This window comes from Niabella aquatica (assembly GCF_054779315.1).
This window is the reverse complement of sequence record NZ_BAAGYM010000001.1, coordinates 101,900-119,957: the sequence shown is the minus strand read 5'-3', so window position 1 is coordinate 119,957 and position 18,058 is coordinate 101,900. Positions and strand designations below refer to the sequence as shown.

Genomic DNA, 18,058 nt, shown 5'->3' with positions numbered 1-18,058 from the left:
GAAAATGCAGTGGGGTGAACGCAGCCATTACCAAAATATCAAAAACGCCCAAAACTTACGTTAATTACGTAAATTTTGGGCGTACATGCTTTCTGCTCAACACGGCTATTTATCCAGGTACCCGTTTTTTTTCAATAATGCCATCGCTTCCATAGTGGTGGCCCCGCTTATTGCTGCACGAAGATCGCCCCATACCTCGGCATCTCCGGGGTTCTTCCACCAGGTATAACTGAATTTTATATCAGGTGTTTTCTGCGTTCCTTTGATCCATAAATATTCAGCGTTGTTTTTCAAGAATCCAAGGTAACGTCCCCGGTCGGCGGCAGGCAGATCAGGATGCTGTATCAGTATGGTGAAATAACGAACAAATATTCCTTTGAAGAGGTTTACATCGTGGCCCTTACCCCCTCCGGCCTGTTCACCAAAATCCTTCATTACGCCATACGCTTTATCTATATTGTGCGAGATATGATAGTTGGTAATTCTTACAGCATCATCAAAATAGACTTTGTCTTTTGTAATATCATATAACTCCAGGGCGGCGCCTAAATAAGTGCCCACATCGTATGAGTAATCGTTATTGGTGTTATTAATATTTTCGAATACCCTGCCAGACGACAAAATAGTACGATAATATTTCATCCAGTTATAGATCCTTTTAGCCCATTCCAGGTTGTTGAGTCCGCCATTTATTTCATCAGGGTATTTCCTGTATCTTCGGGCAGCGATAATAGCAGCAGGCCCGTTGGCAGGAATGCCTTTTGCTTCTCCCAGATCGTCTGATGATTTACGCCATTTAATACCACCGCCGTCATACCCTGTCCAGCCTGCAGTAATCCAGCGCCACAGGTCTTTGGATGATTGTGCATAGCGTTGATCGCCCGTGGCTTCCAGCGCCCTCATATGTGCCAGCCCATGCCAGCCCATATCATCATAATATTCGTTCTCCCAGTTATTGCTGTACCAGTTCTTTTTTCTTACCCCCTCGTAAAAATCATATATAGCCTGTTTAAACCTGTTATCGTTTGTTCTCAGGTAGGCATCTACCAGTACATCCAGACCATGAGCTTCCGGCCAGTAGTCGTTTCCCTGTATTTCACCATCATATGTGTTATTAAACACATGCGATGTGGTATTCCAGTATCTGTTAAAAAATGAATTAGTGCTGCTATCCGCAGCAGCTGTCCAGTTTACAGCATAAAAATCATCTTTTGCATTTTTTACCGCCGTATAAGCATCATCATACTTTATACAGGAAGATAATGCAAGAAGAGCAAGGCTATAAATTATAGCAATCTTTTTCATGTGCGTTTTTATTTGTTTTAATAGAGCTTACCAAAAAGTATGTCAGCCTGAACTTGTCGAAGGCTATTCCCCTGATTGTCCATATTTCGTCATCCCGATAGCTATCGGGGCAATATGACAATCAAGGAGCCTTTGGGGACAGCCCTATCAGTTAAAGTTTAATTCACTTTTACGGTATGTGTATAAGCGGCATCAGCCTTCATGCTAAGCGTTACTGTAGTGCTTGCGCCGTCTACCTCGGTGGCAAATTTCCATTTGTCATCCCATTGTGAATTTTGATCGAGCAGCCTTACATAATAGTAAGAGGCCGGGCTGCTGGCCGTGGGCCGGCTGTCGGTGCCATTCACTGTACCCAGCTGTTTTGTTCCGGAAGAAGTTTCGAGCTGGAATTTATAGCGTTCATCTCTTCCCCAGCTTTCCTGTCTGAAATTGATGACGCCGGTTCCGGACCATACGCCGGCACCCTTGTACGCCAGGTCTAAAACGACCTTGTTTTCAGGGCAGAAGAACACACCCATTTTAGTGATCTTTAGGGAGGTTACGGCTTTATTTGTAAAATCAAGCGTGATACGGTAAACAGCGGTTTCATCTACCTTAGATAATTCATCATTATTAGCTTCAGCTAATTTATTAGATGCGTTAATATAATAGCTGACAGGATCACCGGTTTTCCGGTCTGTAAATTTAAACCCCCCTTCTTTCTTCAATTGTGTATATATTTCGAACTTACCATTTTCTGTTCTTTTCATGGGAAGCGCCTTTGAAATATCTGTACCTGTTTCAGAAGCTTCACCGGTAATATACACTTCATCAGGAATGGCTTCAAACCCTTCCAGCCGTTTTACGGTAAGCTTGTTTTTTTGCGGACACGTAGCAGAACTTAGCCCACGCCAGGAAACAACTGTCCAGTAAACAGTTCCTGTTTCCCCGGTTGGGATACCGGCAGCCGAGCAGGCCCGGTTAATATCCAGGTGAGAGATACTTGCGTACAGCTCTTTACCGCCCTGTTCAGAAATAATTCTATATACAGGGGTTTCTAAATTCGATTCCTTGTAAAAAACCACTTCATAAGAAACCAGTTGCCCATCCTGTGCATGGCTGGGTGCCCACTGGAATAATAAGCTGGCGCCCTGGTCAGCGCTTAAAGTTAATTGTTGATTTCCTAAAGGAGCATACAGCGCATCAACAGCGCTTACTCTGGGATCTTTGTACTCCATTTCATTTTTCCTGCAGCCTGTTATAACCAGGATGAATGAAAAAGCTATAAAAATATAAGATACTATTTTTTTCATGTGTTTATTTTTTATGGTTTTTAATGGTCACATGCCTGCCTGTTGGCAGACAGGGAACTCGCATAGAAAAATATTTATCCTTTTGATATAATAAAGAATATTTTTTATGCTCATTTCATAATTTTTTATGTTGAGCGTTTATCCATGTAATTGATCTTAATTAATACCCGGGGTTGTTAGGCTTTAAATTGGCATTCAGGTCCATCTGGTTTAATGGTACTGACCATAAATAATCGCGGTTGCTGTTAAACTGGTATTGTTCTACCCGAACATATCCTCCATCTGTATTGGGATCGCTTCCGGCAAATTTAAACCCGTGTATTCTTCCGTTCAGTACTTCGTGCCCGATCTGCCAACGCTTTATATCATACCAGCGCAAACCTTCGAAGGCCAGCTCTACACGCCTTTCGTTTCGTATAATGCTCCTTAGCTCTGCCTGCGATTTTGATGCGGGATAATCCAGCGCTACTGCGGTCCCGAAGCCTGCTCTTTCACGTATTGGCCTTAAGGTTATATTCCATTCTGCCTGTGATATTTTACCGAGCTCATTGCTGGCTTCGGCATACATGAGCAGCACATCGGCATAGCGGAACATGACGATGTTAAGGCCAGACTGGTTATTGCTGGTCATGGTCCAGTCATAATATTTGCGTACATAATAACCTGTCTTGGTTTGGCGTTCTGTTGGCCCTTTATAAGAATCATCAGTGCCGGAACCCACTGCTGTTCTTATGGTGCTTACTGATCCGTTTTGATTTAACCACTTGTAATTGTCATATACAATGCTTGCCGTGAGGCGCGGATCGCGGTTGGTATAAGGATCATTTTCATTATAGGAGGGGTCTTTGCCTGTTCCTTTAACGGGAAGCCCGTTTAATGTCATGTATTCATCTACCAGTTCCTGGGTCGGGTTATCTGCCGATATTTCCGCGTATTTTGTAATCGGTGCCATCTGCTTCATATTGTCCCAGGTTTTTAGTCCCGGTACGTATGTGATATCCAGTATAATTTCGCTGTTATATTCATTTTCCGGTGTAAAAAGGCGGAAGTAGCTTTCATTTTTCACAGTATGCTGAAACAACTGATAAGAGCCGTATTTTGACGGTTCGCTGATCAGGCGCCCGGTGTACTCTTTTACTTTGGGATAGTTGTTTTCATATAAATAGGCTCTTGCCTGGAAAGCAACGGCAGCTCCCGTTGTAATGCGGCCTTTTTCGTCTGCGTTTAGGTTATCATTTTTAGGCAGGTTACCATTCTGGATAATTTCATCTAACTCCGAATGTATAAAAGCCAGCACCTCGCTTTTGGCGGTACGGTGTACTTTATAGGCTTCATCCAGGCTAACCTGGCTGGTGAAGAACGGCACATCGCCATAATAATTAACCAGCCTGAAATAGATATAAGCGCGAATAAACCGTATTTCATCAATCATCCTGCTTTTTACATTCTCGTCCATACCCGGCACCCTGTCCACGTTTTCAAGGAATACCAGGCAGGTTTTTATACCGCCGTACGCATCGCTCCATTCGTTGGCAAAAAGATTGAGCGCGGCGGTGGCTTCTCCCCTGCGAATAGTGTAGGGGTCGCTGGTGCCATAAGTATGTACGAGGTTATCGCTTAAAAATTCATCCCGCCACATCATCCCGGCATTGTACATCTGGTTATAAGCCATATTTAAAACCAGCCTTGCCTTATCGGTGCTTACCCAATAATTGGCTTCAGTAAATTTATTAACAGGAGCAACGTCCAGCTTCTGGCAGGAATAAAACTGTACTATTGCTGTAAAGGTTAATATAATATATAATATTTTTTTCATTTTTCATACATTTTAAAACGCTACATTGATACCGGCTCCGTAAAATTTAAGCGTAGGATAATTTCTCCCGCTGTTACCTCCTCCTGCTTTAAGCATATTATCGAACTCTGTTGATTCCGGATCAATGAAGGAGTTTTTGGAGAAAGTAAAAGGATTCTGGGCGTTTGCATAAATACGCACTTTATCCAGCCCTATTTTTTTAACAACCTGCTGCGGCAGCGTATACCCTACCTGTATGTTTTTAATGCGTATATATTTGGCATCGAGGAGATACATATCTGATGCCTGCCCCCAGTTGTTGGAATAAGAGGAGCCGCTATTGGTATTGAGCCTGGGGAACCGGGCATCTGTATTAGTAACCGACCATGTATCTAACTGGTGCTTAAAGATAACAGGGTACCAACCGCCGTTATGAAAGGGCGTATAAATATCACCCCTGAGCGATTGCAGTCTTCTGCCCACACCCTGAACCAGCACTGAAAGGTCGAAGCCTTTATAATTGGCATTATAAGAGAAACCGAAGTTATAGTGAGGGAAGCCGTCTCCAAGATAAAAACGGTCATCATTGTTAATGACACCGTCATTGTTCCTGTCAACGTATTTTACATCGCCTGGTTGTGGGGAAGTACCTACCGGAACAGCGGCATTGGCTATTTCTTCATAACTCTGGAATAAACCGTCAGTTTTCAGCCCGTAATAAGCGCCTAACGGAAGCCCGTTGCGCCTGATAAAACCGATATTATCCACAGTTCTTATCTCGGGATTGCCTAAGTCCAAAGCCCTGTTCTGTGTATTGCCGATATTGAAAGCAATGCTGTGGTTTACCTCTCCGGTGGCGAGCCGATAATTAACATTCAGCTCCCACCCACGGTTCTGCATGGAACCGATATTTACCACACCTAATACGGTACCATACACGCTTGGTGTGATAGGGGTAAGCAAAATGTCTGTGGTTTTATTTAAAAACACATCGAAGCTAACATTGAGCGCTCTTTTTAAGAAAGACAGGTCCAGCCCTATATTCTTGCTGTTTACCTTTTCCCATTTCAGGTTAGGGCTGGCTTCCTGGAAACCTGTACCGGAAGCCGCAGTGTTTGAAAAACCAACCTGGTTATTATAAACAGTATAGGTGGTGAAATATTGAAAGTCTGCTATTTCCTGGTTGCCTAGAATACCCCAAGAGCCGCGCAGCTTCAGATCACCGATATTATTCTGGTAGCCCTTCATAAAGTTCTCTTCCGAAACCGTCCATCCTAATGAAGCGGAAGGAAAAGTTCCCCAGCGGTTCTCTTTCGGAAAACGGCTTGACCCGTCTGCCCGTAATGTAAACTCAGCGGAATACCTGTTGTCATAATTATAGTTGGCCCGCCCGAAAGCAGACTGGATAACGCGTTTAAGCGTACCATTCAACTCTGTTGTAGTGCCTTCATAAAAGTTTTCCTCTTCGCCATTAGAAATTACGATGCCGAGATCGGGATCTGTATATCGTGTTTTCGCGTCGAACCCGCGGTTGTTCAGCACTTCCTGCGATACGCCTCCCATGGCGCTTATGTTATGCTTGCCGATATGCTTATTGTAATCCAGTAAAACCTGGGAGTTGATAAAAACCCCTTTAAAGGCATAATTTTCCGTTTCGCGGTTGGTGCCGTTCATAACAGGGGTGGTACTTTCTGGGCTGTTATAGGTAGGATATTCCAGCCTGCGGATAAAACGCCAGTTGGAACTGATATCAGAACCAAACACTGCTCTTGCTTTAAGGTCGTTGGTGATTTTAAATTCCAGCGTGGTTCCTATATTGATCCAGTCGTTGTTGTGCCTGTTGTACCCCGCCTGTTCCAGTTGTGCGGCAACGTTGGTACCTACTGAACTGATCAGGTATCTTCCGTCTGCTGTTTTAGGAACGTTATAGTAATACTTAGGGGTGCGGCTGGCATCAGCAATTTTAAAGCCCTGGTTGGCTTCGTCTCCTTTAATATCAGTTCTTACGTAACCTAAAAATATATCTGCCTTAAACCTTTTATATTCTGTAGTTAATTTTGTACGCAGGTTATACCTTTTAATTCCGTATCCCGGGCCTATAAAGTTGCTTCCCTGGTCAAAATAACCGCCGGATATCATATAAGTGCTGTTGGCAGACCCGCCTGAGATATTAACATCATACGCCTGCTGGGGCGCATCTTTAAAAATATAGTCCATCATCCATTCAGCATCTCCATGATCCTTCAGATCCTGGATCTGTCCGGGTGTATAAGCAGGCGCCTGCCCGCCATTTGCCAAAGCCACATTTAATAAGGTAGCATTTTGCCATCCTTCTACCGGTTCATATAGAATATCTGCCTGCTGTACGCCGTAAGAAGCGCCCAGCTTTATCTGCGGTTTTGAATTTTTAGCTCCTTTTTTGGTGGTAACAAGGATAACGCCACTTGCGGAGCGGGAACCGTAAATCGCAGCGGTACCGGCATCTTTAAGCACAGAGATATTATCAACATCATTCGGGTTCAGCTTATTCATATTACTGATATCGGAGATCATCCCGTCAATTACCACCAACGGGCTGGCATTGGTAAATGTGTTGACGCCGCGTATATTGACATTCATCGAATTGTCATTCGGATCCATACTTTTTTGCTGTATCATGAGGCTTGGCGCAGCGCCCTGTAATGCCTGGGTAAGGTTGCCTACAGGCCGGTTCTCGATATTTTTTGAAGATACCTGGTCCACGGCGCCTATAATTTGTTTACGTGTGGTGGTGCCATAACCGATCACTATTACTTCATCCAGCTTTTCTTCCGTTACTGTTAATACAATGGGGCCTAGCTCTTCGCCTGTTACCAGTATTTCCCGTGTTTCATATCCTACTCTTGAAACTACAAGAACGGCTGTATTGCTGTTGAGTTTAAGAGAAAAACGCCCGTCAGTATCAGAAGTGGTTCCGTTACTGGTACCCTTTTCCAAAATACTTACCCCAGACAAAGCGTTTCCTGCTGAATCTACAATTTTGCCCTGCACTGTTAGCTGCAGCTTGTTTTTGTCAGCGGGAATAATAACCAGCAGGTCTTTGCTCATTTTTTTATATGTAAACGCGGTATTTACCAGTAACTGGTACATTACGTTGTCTATGGTGGCATTGGTGACATTCAGGTTCACTTTCTCGTTTGTAAGCGCTACCCCTTCAGTATAAACAAACCGGTAATTGTAGGTTGATTCTATTTTTTTTAGTGCAGCAGAAAGCGGTGTGCTTTTTAAATGGAGACTGATCCGCTCCTGTGAAGCGCCAGAATAGGCTAATGCCTGAAATGCGGTGAAGAGCACGATAAACAATGATAGTTTCATCAGCAGCAGAAATTTAATGATCCTATACCTTCTCCGGCAGACGGCAAGGCAATCTGTTTTTTTCATATTTTCGTTATGATTTAAAAATGTGATAGAATATTGCAGCGGTGCAATGTCTCTGTCTGTTTATTTCAGGCGAAAAATGTTGCGAGCATTTTTCGCCATTTTTTTAATTAGTCTATTTACTCATATTGCCTAAAGGGTTTATAGTTAAAAAATATTATTTATATATCGTTAGGATATTGTCAGAGATCCGGTAGTTAAATCCGGCTGCCAGTTTAAAGGATTCAAGCACTTCCGGCAGGCTTTCGTTTTCGAATATGCCGCTTAGCCTTCTTTCTAAAACAGAGGAGTCTTTTACCATTATTTTTACGCCATACCATCGCTCAAGCTCCCGGATGACTTCACTGAAATCTGTTTGGTCAAAAATTAATCTGTTTTTCGTCCATTGTATTTCATTTGCCGTTGAATCAGCTGTGTTGTTTAATTGTATGTTTATTACAGACATTTCAGGCGCGTTCCTGGATGTGGGAACAGGAGCGTTGTTATTATGAAATTCATTATTCTTAACAATGATTTTCTCATTGGGCTTTAAGATTATTTTTTCATTGGTCTTATTTCTGAGATATACTTCTACCTTCCCCCTGATGAGAGTAGCCTGGGTATTTACTTCATTATCATACGCCCTTACATTAAATGCCGTGCCTAATACTTTTACATCCATAAATTTTGTACGAACAATAAACGGGTGGTCTGCATCTTTAACCACATCAAAATACGCCTCTCCTGTAAGCTCCACCGCTCTTGTTTTTTCACCGTAATTTTTATCGTAGGTGAGCCTGGTATCAGCGTTTAGCCATACTTTAGTACCGTCGGGCAGTTCTAATGTTGATTTAGAGCCTTTTTTTGTTGACAGTACATTTTTTGCCACTGTATGGGACTGCCTGCCCGAATAAATAAAATAATAACCGGCAATTCCTAATATCAGTGAAGCCGCAATGGTGCTTATCATTATAATAAGCCTGCTTTTGCCGGGCTTCCTGGCAGAAAGCAGCGTATGGAGGTCCGTATTAATCTTATCATGAAGGTTTTTAACGTGGCGCTGAATTTCATCTGGCTGGTAAGCCTGTTCAACAATAAAAGACCCCGCCAGCACAGTAGTTAATGCATCGGCGATGATTTTATCATCTGTGTTATTGATTAAATACTCATTAAGCTCACGGGTTTCAGGAAGTGTTATGATTCCCGACTCTTTTTTTGTAAGTAGCTCAATAAGCCTGTTTTTGTCCATTTTAACCGGTTCTATATATATAGTCGGGTTAGAAATGACAAAACCCTCAAAAGGAGTAAAAAAAATTTAAGCTTTTTTTTGTTTGAGATGGTCCCGCAGCTCCGGAAGCATGCCCTGCAATGCAATAACCAGCTTTTTAGTGGCAATAGACATTTGCCTTTCAACTGTTTTAACAGAGATCTGGAGTAATTGTGCTACTTCCTCGTATTTCAGCCCTTCTTCCTTTATCAGCCTGAATACCAGCCTGCATTTTGACGGCAGTTCATTGATAGCCAATGCTATCCCTGCAATATTTTCATTGCTGATAAAAATGGTTTCGGGGCTGATATAGGTTAACCGGAGGTCTTCTGAAAAGTCGTCGTAGAGAATGGTACGCTGATTTTTTAAAGCGCTGATGGCAGTGTATTTGGTGGCTGTATATATATAATGTGAAAAACTTCTGATAGATACCATCGTTTTTCTGTTGTTCCATAGCTTCACAAAAACATCTTCCACCACTTCCTCTGCCAGTTGCACATCTTTAACAATGTTATTTGCAAATGAAACCAGCGCCGGGAAGTAAAAGGTAAAAAGCTCGTCAAAGGCAGACTGATCGTTATATTCGGCAATCGCATGCAGCAAATATTTTCTACGGCTTTCGTTCATTGACCAGCGAAAATACAAAGATCGCTGAAACATAAGACAGATAATTTTTGCTTATTGAATAAATTTTTTATCTTTAGGGCAAAAACGATTTTGCCAATACTCTCTTTTTCAGCATGTAACAGAAGCAATGGCCGCCTACTTCCAGGCGGGGATGAATCTTATTGTTTTATAAAAAATGAAACAGGTACCAGGCCGGTACATATTTTTTGGTTAGTATGCCTGTTAATGGTAGCATCAACAAGCCTGGCACAGAAAAAGAAACCGCGTTTAACAGGTTTTGTAAACCCGTTTATAGGAACCACTACCTTATGGGATAGCGCAGACCTGGGCTATAAGCCAACGCACAGGGCATGGGGCGGAGAAACATTTCCGGGAGCTTCTTTACCCAATGCTATGGTGCAGGCCACGCCCGTAACCATGTGGCGCAGCGGCTCGGGCTATCAATACGAGGATACAGTCATTTACGCCTTTGCACATACCAGCAAAGGCCACTGGAATCTTTGTTATGCCCCTTTCATTGCCGTTAGTGGTGATGTGGATCCAAAAACTTATTATTCCCGTTTTACCCATGCCAATGAATCAGCCAGCCCCGGTTACTACCAGGTGTACCTGGAAAAGTACGGGATCAATGCAGAAGTAACTACTACCTTGCGGTGCGCCTATCACAAATACTCATACAGGAAGGGACAGGATAAAAAACTGCTTGCTGATCTCTCGCGTTCCAATGAAAAAGTGCATGACTGGAAAATAGAACAAAAAGGAGAAAACAGTTTCGCAGGATATCAAAAAACCGGGGCTTCTTTTTTCTTTTATGCTGTGGCCAATCACAGGATAAAGAATATAGAACCGCTTAAAGACGAAGACACAGAAGTAACTATTGTCAACTATGCTGATAATAAAAATGTAAGTGATCCGCTGGAAATAAAATTCGGTTTTTCCTATGTGAGCATTGAGCATGCGAAGATGAATCTCGAATCAGAAATGATCTCTAAAAGCTTTGACCAGGTAAAGGCAGGTGCTGAAAATACCTGGGAGACGCTGTTATCTAAAATAAAGGTTACCGGTGGAACGGCTGATCAAAAGGAAACATTCTACTCTACCTTGTATCGTTCCTTTCTGTGGCCTGTGCTGTTAAGCGATGTGAACGGAGCCTTCAGGAACGTAAAAGGAGAAGTAGTAAATAAAGGCTTCAGGTATTACAGCGATCCGTCTTTCTGGGACGACTACAGGAATAAGCTGGTACTGCTGGGTATGATCGCTCCTGATGTAGCCACTGATGTGATCCGGTCCATAACCGATCGCGGTGAGATAAAAGGGTACATGCCTACCTTCTTTCACGGAGATCACGCTTCTGTATTTGTTGCAGGAAGCTACCTGAGAGGCATAAGAGGTTTTGATGTTCAGAAAGCCTACAGACTGTTGCTGAACAATGCTTTTGTGGACGGTAAAGGAGGCCGGCCGCACCTTGAAGAATATATGAAACGGGGCTGGATATCGGAAATGGATGTTCAAAATCCTGAACTGGTAACCGTAGCCAAAGCAGCAGTTACCAAAACACAGGAATATTCGTATGATGATTATGCCACAGCATTATTGGCAAAAGCATTGAATGATGAGGAAAACTATAAAAAGCTGATGAAAAGAGCGGATAGTTATAAGCATCTTTTTGATCCCTCCACGCAATTAATGCGGGGGCGTTTGGCTAACGGAGAATGGATCACGCCTTTTGATCCCGAGCAGCCTTATTTCGAGTATATGTACCGCGAGGCCAATGGGTGGCAGTCCACTTTTTTTGCGCCACACGATCCCCAGGGTTTTATTGCCCTGTACCCTGATAAAAAAACTTTTGAAAAAAAGCTGGACTCTTTGTTTACTATCCCCTGGAAAGGTTACGAGGCACATAATCTTACTACCTTTATCGGCCAGTATTGTCATGGAAATCAGCCGGGTCATAGCTCGCCCTATCTGTATTATTTTACAGGCAAGCAGGAAAAAGCGCAGCGTATATTAAATTTAATACTGGATAAATATTACAGGATGGGCCCTGAGCGGCTGGCTTATGCAGGTATGGATGATGCGGGCGAAATGTCGGCCTGGTATGTGCTCAATGCAATAGGGTTATATACTTATTCACCCGCAGACCCGGAATATCTTATTACCGTACCTTTATTTGATAAAGTAGTATTTGACCTGAACGGCATAAAATTCAATATCCTGAAAAAAGGGAATGGTGAGCGCATACAAAAAATAATGTATGACGGCCAAAAAATAGATAGCTACGTTATTCAGCATAAACAGTTGCAGCAGGGTAAAGATCTTTTGATTTTTACGGATGCACCGGGTAAATAAAACAGGTATTTATATAAATTTATTTTATGGATCGTAAAACATTTCTTCAAAACACAGGAGTCTTAAGCGCGGGGTTAGCGTTTAATAAATTTTCTTTTGCGCAGCCAGCACAGGATTTTCCTGTGGTACGCTGGCCTGAGGCTGAAAGGCATTTTAAAAGCGCCGCTATTGAGAACGCAATTAAAACTTTTCAATCAAAAGTGAAAAACAAAGAGCTGGGCTGGCTGTTCAATAATTGTTTTCCTAATACGTTAGACACTACTGTGTTTTATACTGAAAACAACGGGAAGCCCGACACCTATGTGATTACGGGAGATATTGATGCCATGTGGCTTCGTGACAGCTCGGCTCAGGTATTCCCCTATCTTCAGTTCACACGGGAAGATAAAGCCCTGCATAAGCTTATCGCCGGGGTTATTAATAAACAAACGCATTTTATTCTGAAAGATCCTTATGCCAATGCCTTTTATAATGATGATGCCAAAATCAGCAAATGGAAAGAAAGCGATAAAACAGATATGAAGCCCGGTATACACGAGCGTAAATGGGAGATAGATTCGCTTTGTTATCCTGTAAGGCTGGCATATCATTTTTGGAAGCAAACCGGCGATACGGCTCCGTTCGATGCCTCTTGGAAAGAAGCCATCGCTTTAACCTTAAAAACCTTTAAAGAGCAACAACGTAAAGAAGGAAAGGGCCCTTATAGTTTTCAAAGGGAAACGGCGTGGGCCACAGATGGCGTGCCTATGGCTGGCTACGGGTATCCTGTAAAACCCAACGGGCTTATTTGCTCCATGTTCCGCCCCAGCGATGACGCTACTATTTTTGCCTATCTTATACCCTCTAATTTTTTTGCGGTGGTAAGTCTTAAACAGGCGGCAGAGATGGTTTCTAAAATAGCTAAAGATGCAAAGCTGGCTGCTGAGCTTGCCGCTTTGGCTGCAGAAGTTGAAAGCGCATTAAAAAAACACGGAGTAGCCACGCATCCGCAGTTTGGCAAGCTGTATGCTTTTGAAGTGAACGGTTATGGCAGCGCTGTATTGATGGACGATGCCAATGTGCCCAGCCTTTTAGGACTGCCTTACCTCGGTGCTGTAACCTCAAACGATCCGGTATATGCCAATACCAGGAAATTTGTATGGTCGAAAGAAAACCCCTTTTTCTTCAAAGGCTCGGCAGGCGAGGGTATTGGCGGGCCACATATAGGCCTGGATATGATTTGGCCCATGAGCCTTACCATGAAGGCGCTTACATCGGATAATGATGCGGAGATCAGGCAGTGTATTCAAATATTGCAAAAAACGCATGGCGGAACGGGCTTCATGCACGAATCGTTCCATAAAGATGATCCTAAAAAATTTACACGTGAATGGTTCGCATGGAGCAATACTTTATTTGGAGAGCTGTTGTGGAGAACGTTTAAAGAAAAGCCGCACTTGCTTGTATAACCTGGTCTGACGGTCTCCGTCTGACCAATAGCAGAATATCTTAATTCGATTAAATTAAAAACCATGAAGAGAATTATTGGAATTGTCAGTATCCTCTTACTAATTTATTTGAAGGGGGCATCACAGGAATTTAAGTATGACCCATCGTTAAACCAGTACAAATATGAAGGGTACACGTTCAATTTTCAAAACTTTGCAGGAAAGTTTAACCCGGAGATAAAACAAAAACTTGTTGAAACATATTTTAAAGTGTATCCGGCTTTGGTAAAAGAATTTAATCCAACTGCAAAAAGAGAAGTTACTTTGACAATTGATTCATTATTGGGCGTAGTGGGGAACAATTCAGGCTCAACTATCCGGCTCCATCCTAAGTGGTTAGAAGGAAGACCTGAAGACATTGACGTTCTTACCCATCATTTAATGAATGTGTTGCAGGGTTACGATAATTACCAGGTTCCGTTTTGGTTAGAAACGGGTATTTCAGATTATGCAAGGTTTAAATATGGGATTAATAATAAAGCAGCTAACTGGTTTTTTAATGCGCCGTTGCCTTACGAAAAATATTTTTATGGCTATCGTACAACAGGCCGGTTTCTTACGTGGGTGGATAGTAAAGTAAAAAAAGGGTTTGTTCGCGAATTATATCAACAGCTAAATAAAGCCCTTTATGCCGATGCCTTATGGACGCAATTGACAGGGAAAACTATTGATGAACTTTGGAGTGATTATTTAGCATCGCCCTCTATTTAAAATGTATTGATGAGTAGTTGATGCTATTAACCCGGTCTGACGTTCTCCGTCTGACCAATAACAGGGTATCGCTGATATGGGCTGAGCTATATGGTACAGATAAAACGGAGTGTCGCAATTTCGCTGCTATATATTATATACCTGCACAATAAAAAATGTATTTATTAAAACATGAATTAGTAATGAACGCAGTTAAAAAAATCTTCGCTTTTTGCCTTGTGTTGGGGAGCCTTTCGGCCAACGCGCAGCAACCACTTGATTATGTAAACCCGCTGATGGGTACCCTGTCAAAATTTGAATTATCCAATGGCAATACTTATCCTGCTATCGGGTTGCCCTGGGGTATGAATTTATGGACTCCGCAAACCGGTAAAATGGGCGATGGCTGGGCCTACAAATACAGTGAGGATAAGATAGTTGGCTTTAAGCAAACGCATCAGCCCTCTCCGTGGATGAATGATTACGGGTATTTTGCGATAATGCCCGTAACCGGGAAGATGCGGTTTAAGGAAGAAGAACGTGCCAGCTGGTTTTCGCACAAAACAGAAGTGGCGCAGCCGCACTACTATAAAGTGTACCTCGCAGATGCTGATGTAACAACAGAAATAACGCCTACCGAGCGTGCCGCCCGCTTCCGTTTCACTTTTCCTAAAACGGACAGCGCTTACGTAGTTATAGATGCTATTGACAGGGGATCTTATATAAAAATCATTCCTTCGGAAAATAAGATCATTGGTTACAGTACACGCAACAGCGGCAGTGTGTCCGAAAATTTTAAAAATTATTTTGTGATACAGTTTGACAGGAGTTTTGACTATAAAGCCACCTGGAACGAAAATGAATTTACCGCTAATGAAGAAGTGAAAAGCAAACACGCAGGAGCCGTGATCGGGTTTAAAGGTTTGAAAAGAGGCGATGTGGTAAATGCAAAAGTAGCATCATCATTTATCAGCTTTGAGCAGGCTGCTTTAAATTTAAACTCGGAGATCGGTAATAAAAGTTTCGATGCAGTAAAGAATGAAGGAAGAAAAATATGGGAGGATGTATTGGGCCGTGTAAAAGTATCAGGAGGCACGGATGAGCAGATGCGTACTTTTTACTCCTGCCTGTACCGCATGGTTTTCTTTCCTTTAAGGATGTATGAGAAAGATGCAAATGGTAAAACAGTGCATTACAGCCCTTATACCGGCAAAACCGAGCCGGGATACAAATTTGCCGGTACCGGTTTTTGGGATACTTTCCGCGCTTTATATCCTTTTCTTCATTTTGTATATCCCTCTATTGCAAAAGAGATGCAACAGGGACTTATCAGCGATTTTAAAGAAGGCGGCTGGCTGCCGGAATGGTCTTCTCCCGGCTATCGGGGCATTATGGTGGGTAATAATTCAGCATCGGTGGTATCGGAAGCTTATTTAAAAGGCTTACGAGGCTACGATGTAGAAACACTGTGGCAGGCACTGGTACATGGCGCTAATAATGAAGGCCCTAATGCCACAGGAAGGCGGGGCGTGGAATACTACAACCGGCTGGGATATGTACCCAATGATGTAAAAATTAATGAAAATGTAGCCCGCTCATTAGAGTATGCATACGACGATTATGCGATCTATGCTTTTGGAAAAGCATTGGGCAAGCCGGCCGTAGAAACAGATGTGTATAAGAAAAGAGCGATGAACTATAAGAAGCTGTTCGATCCGCAAACTTTATTGATGCGCCCTAAAAATGAAGACGGCAGTTTTACTGCTCCTTTTAATCCGTATTCCTGGGGCGGAGCGTTTACTGAAGGGAACAGCTGGCATTATTCCTGGAGCGTGTTCCAGGATATTGAAGGGCTGAAGCAGTTAATGGGAGGCAATAAAATGTTTGTTACCATGTTAGACTCTGTTTTTATAATGCCGCCGGATTTCGGGGACAATAATTATTACAGATCCATCATTCATGAAATGCGCGAAATGCAGATAATGGGCATGGGGCAGTACGCGCACGGCAACCAGCCTATACAGCACATGACCTATTTATATAACTATGCCGGCCAGCCGTGGAAATCGCAGTACTGGGTGCGCGAGGTAATGAATAGGTTGTATAATTCATCTGCCGATGGATATTGCGGGGATGAAGACAACGGGCAAACTTCTGCCTGGTATGTATTTTCAGCATTGGGCTTTTACCCGGTTACCCCGGCAAGTACCCAATATGTTATCGGAACTCCTTTATTTAAGAAAGCTGAAGTTCATTTTGAAAATGGAAAAAAATTAGTAATCAATGCGCCTCAGAATAGCAGCGCCAACAGGTATGTACAGTCTGTAAACATCAATGGTAAAGTAAGTACAAAAAATTATTTCGATCATTTTGAATTGCTGAAGGGCGGCTCCATTAATTTTGGCCTGGGAGCACAACCCAACGTGAAAAGAGGCATATTGTTATCCGACTATCCTTTTTCTATGAGCCTGAACAATTAGAGTGCAAGTATTATTTTTTTAACAACCGGAAGTTTTCAGCTCCCGGCTGTTTGCTTATTCCCCAAAAATAATTTCAGCAGAAAAAAGCCCAGCGTGCCTGCTATTAAAGAGGAGAGCAATATGGAAAGCCGGGTATTATTAATTGTTTCCGGCTGATCAAATGCCAGCAGCGCTATAAAAATGGACATGGTAAATCCTATACCGCCTAAAAAGCCTGTACCTGCAATGAGCTTCCAGTTAATATCGCCGGGAAGCCTGCATATTTTTATTTTAACGGCAATAAATGTTAATAACAAAATCCCGATCGGCTTTCCTATTATTAATCCCAAAGCAATTCCGGCAGTATATTTTTCCTTAATAAGGCTGCTCATATCACCGCTTATGACAACGGCAGTATTGGCCAGTGCAAAAATCGGGAGTATGAGAAAAGCTACCGGCTTATGTAAAAAATGCTGGAGTATATAGGAGGTTGATTTTTTGTCCCCGTTTCCGAAAGGTATGGCAAAGGCCAGCAAGACGCCTGTTATGGTAGCATGTACGCCGCTATGCAACATAAACCACCACATAGCAATGCCGCCTGCTATGTAGGGTATCAGGTTCCTTATTTTAAGGCGATTGAACCCAAGCAGCACTCCCCATATGCCGAGCGCAATAATAAGGTTGGTCCATAGTACTCCTTTAGCGTAAAAAAATGCAATTACTAAAATGGCGCCCAGGTCGTCAATAACAGCCAGCGCTGTTAAGAATACTTTTAAAGAAACGGGAACCCGCTTCCCCAATAGTGAGAGCACCCCTAATGCAAAAGCAATGTCTGTAGCCATAGGTATGCCTGCGCCCGACTGGGTAGCTGTGCCGGCATTGAGCAAAAGGTACAATCCCGCAGGAACAATCATTCCGCCTACAGCTCCGAATATGGGCAACATGGCATTTTTTATATTCGACAGCTCGCCTTTATAAATTTCTCTTTCAAGCTCCAGGCCAATGAGCAGGAAAAAAATAGTCATCAACCCATCGTTGATCCAATGCTCTATGCTGCCTTCTCCAATTTTTTTCTGCCATATAGCATGATAGCTTTCTGCAAGAGATGAGTTGGAGAGTATTATAGAAACAATAGTGCAGACAATAAGAATAAGTCCGCCAGCCTTTTCGCTTTCAAAAAACTTTCTGAATAAAGGAGTTAATCTCATTGTTATTTTTTCTTAGACAACCGGGTATAGTAAATAGTCCGGACAATATATATAATTTTCAGGATATAAGGCAACCGGACGTGCTGGTTATGGAAATACCTGTATGGTCGGTTTCAGATTACTGCAACCGGTGAGCTGGTAACTTACAACCGATACCTGTTTCCTGATTTTTTTAGAGCCTCT

At 42.7% G+C, this 18,058-nt stretch carries 11 protein-coding genes; 4 read left to right on the top strand and 7 right to left on the bottom strand.

The features are described 5' to 3' along the window. Positions 1-105: 105 nt before the first annotated feature. The 6 genes from ACYVBM_RS00485 to ACYVBM_RS00460 form a co-directional block, all read right to left on the bottom strand. Complete coding sequence (locus ACYVBM_RS00485) at positions 106-1,305, bottom strand: glycoside hydrolase family 76 protein (RefSeq protein WP_460683638.1); 1,200 nt, start codon at positions 1,303-1,305, stop codon at positions 106-108. 158 nt (positions 1,306-1,463) lie between these two features. Beyond that, entirely contained in the window at positions 1,464-2,597 is a 1,134-nt protein-coding gene (locus tag ACYVBM_RS00480; protein ID WP_460683637.1) for a SusE domain-containing protein, read from the bottom strand. 160 nt (positions 2,598-2,757) lie between these two features. Beyond that, positions 2,758-4,413 (bottom strand): RagB/SusD family nutrient uptake outer membrane protein, encoded by a 1,656-nt coding sequence (locus ACYVBM_RS00475; RefSeq protein ID WP_460683636.1) that lies wholly within the window; start codon positions 4,411-4,413, stop codon positions 2,758-2,760. Between the two features lie 12 nt (positions 4,414-4,425). After that, a complete protein-coding gene (locus ACYVBM_RS00470) occupies positions 4,426-7,746 on the bottom strand; it encodes a SusC/RagA family TonB-linked outer membrane protein (RefSeq protein WP_460683635.1) in 3,321 nt (1,106 codons plus the stop codon). Between the two features lie 220 nt (positions 7,747-7,966). Continuing rightward, complete coding sequence (locus ACYVBM_RS00465; protein WP_460683634.1) at positions 7,967-9,037, bottom strand: FecR family protein; 1,071 nt, start codon at positions 9,035-9,037, stop codon at positions 7,967-7,969. 66 nt (positions 9,038-9,103) lie between these two features. Next, positions 9,104-9,715, bottom strand: coding sequence for an RNA polymerase sigma-70 factor (locus tag ACYVBM_RS00460; protein ID WP_460683633.1), 612 nt, complete (start codon positions 9,713-9,715; stop codon positions 9,104-9,106). Positions 9,716-9,736: 21 nt separating this feature from the next. Between ACYVBM_RS00460 and ACYVBM_RS00455 the strand changes: the two genes are divergently transcribed. The 4 genes from ACYVBM_RS00455 to ACYVBM_RS00440 all read left to right on the top strand — a co-directional run bounded on the left by ACYVBM_RS00455 (position 9,737) and on the right by ACYVBM_RS00440 (position 16,688). Then, positions 9,737-12,031, top strand: a complete 2,295-nt coding sequence (locus tag ACYVBM_RS00455) for a GH92 family glycosyl hydrolase (RefSeq protein WP_460683632.1) — start codon at positions 9,737-9,739, stop codon at positions 12,029-12,031. Positions 12,032-12,057: 26 nt separating this feature from the next. Continuing rightward, positions 12,058-13,479 carry a glycoside hydrolase family 125 protein gene (locus ACYVBM_RS00450; protein ID WP_460683631.1) on the top strand — a complete coding sequence of 474 codons (1,422 nt, stop codon included), beginning with the start codon at positions 12,058-12,060 and terminating at the stop codon, positions 13,477-13,479. Between the two features lie 63 nt (positions 13,480-13,542). Next, on the top strand, positions 13,543-14,229 hold the full coding sequence (locus ACYVBM_RS00445; protein ID WP_460683630.1) for a basic secretory protein-like protein: 687 nt from the start codon (positions 13,543-13,545) through the stop codon (positions 14,227-14,229). Between the two features lie 182 nt (positions 14,230-14,411). Continuing rightward, positions 14,412-16,688, top strand: coding sequence for a GH92 family glycosyl hydrolase (locus tag ACYVBM_RS00440; RefSeq protein WP_460683629.1), 2,277 nt, complete (start codon positions 14,412-14,414; stop codon positions 16,686-16,688). 35 nt (positions 16,689-16,723) lie between these two features. On the opposite strand, the gene nhaA is transcribed toward ACYVBM_RS00440, so the two are convergent. After that, complete coding sequence (gene nhaA, locus ACYVBM_RS00435) at positions 16,724-17,875, bottom strand: Na+/H+ antiporter NhaA (RefSeq protein WP_460683628.1); 1,152 nt, start codon at positions 17,873-17,875, stop codon at positions 16,724-16,726. Positions 17,876-18,058: the final 183 nt, after the last annotated feature.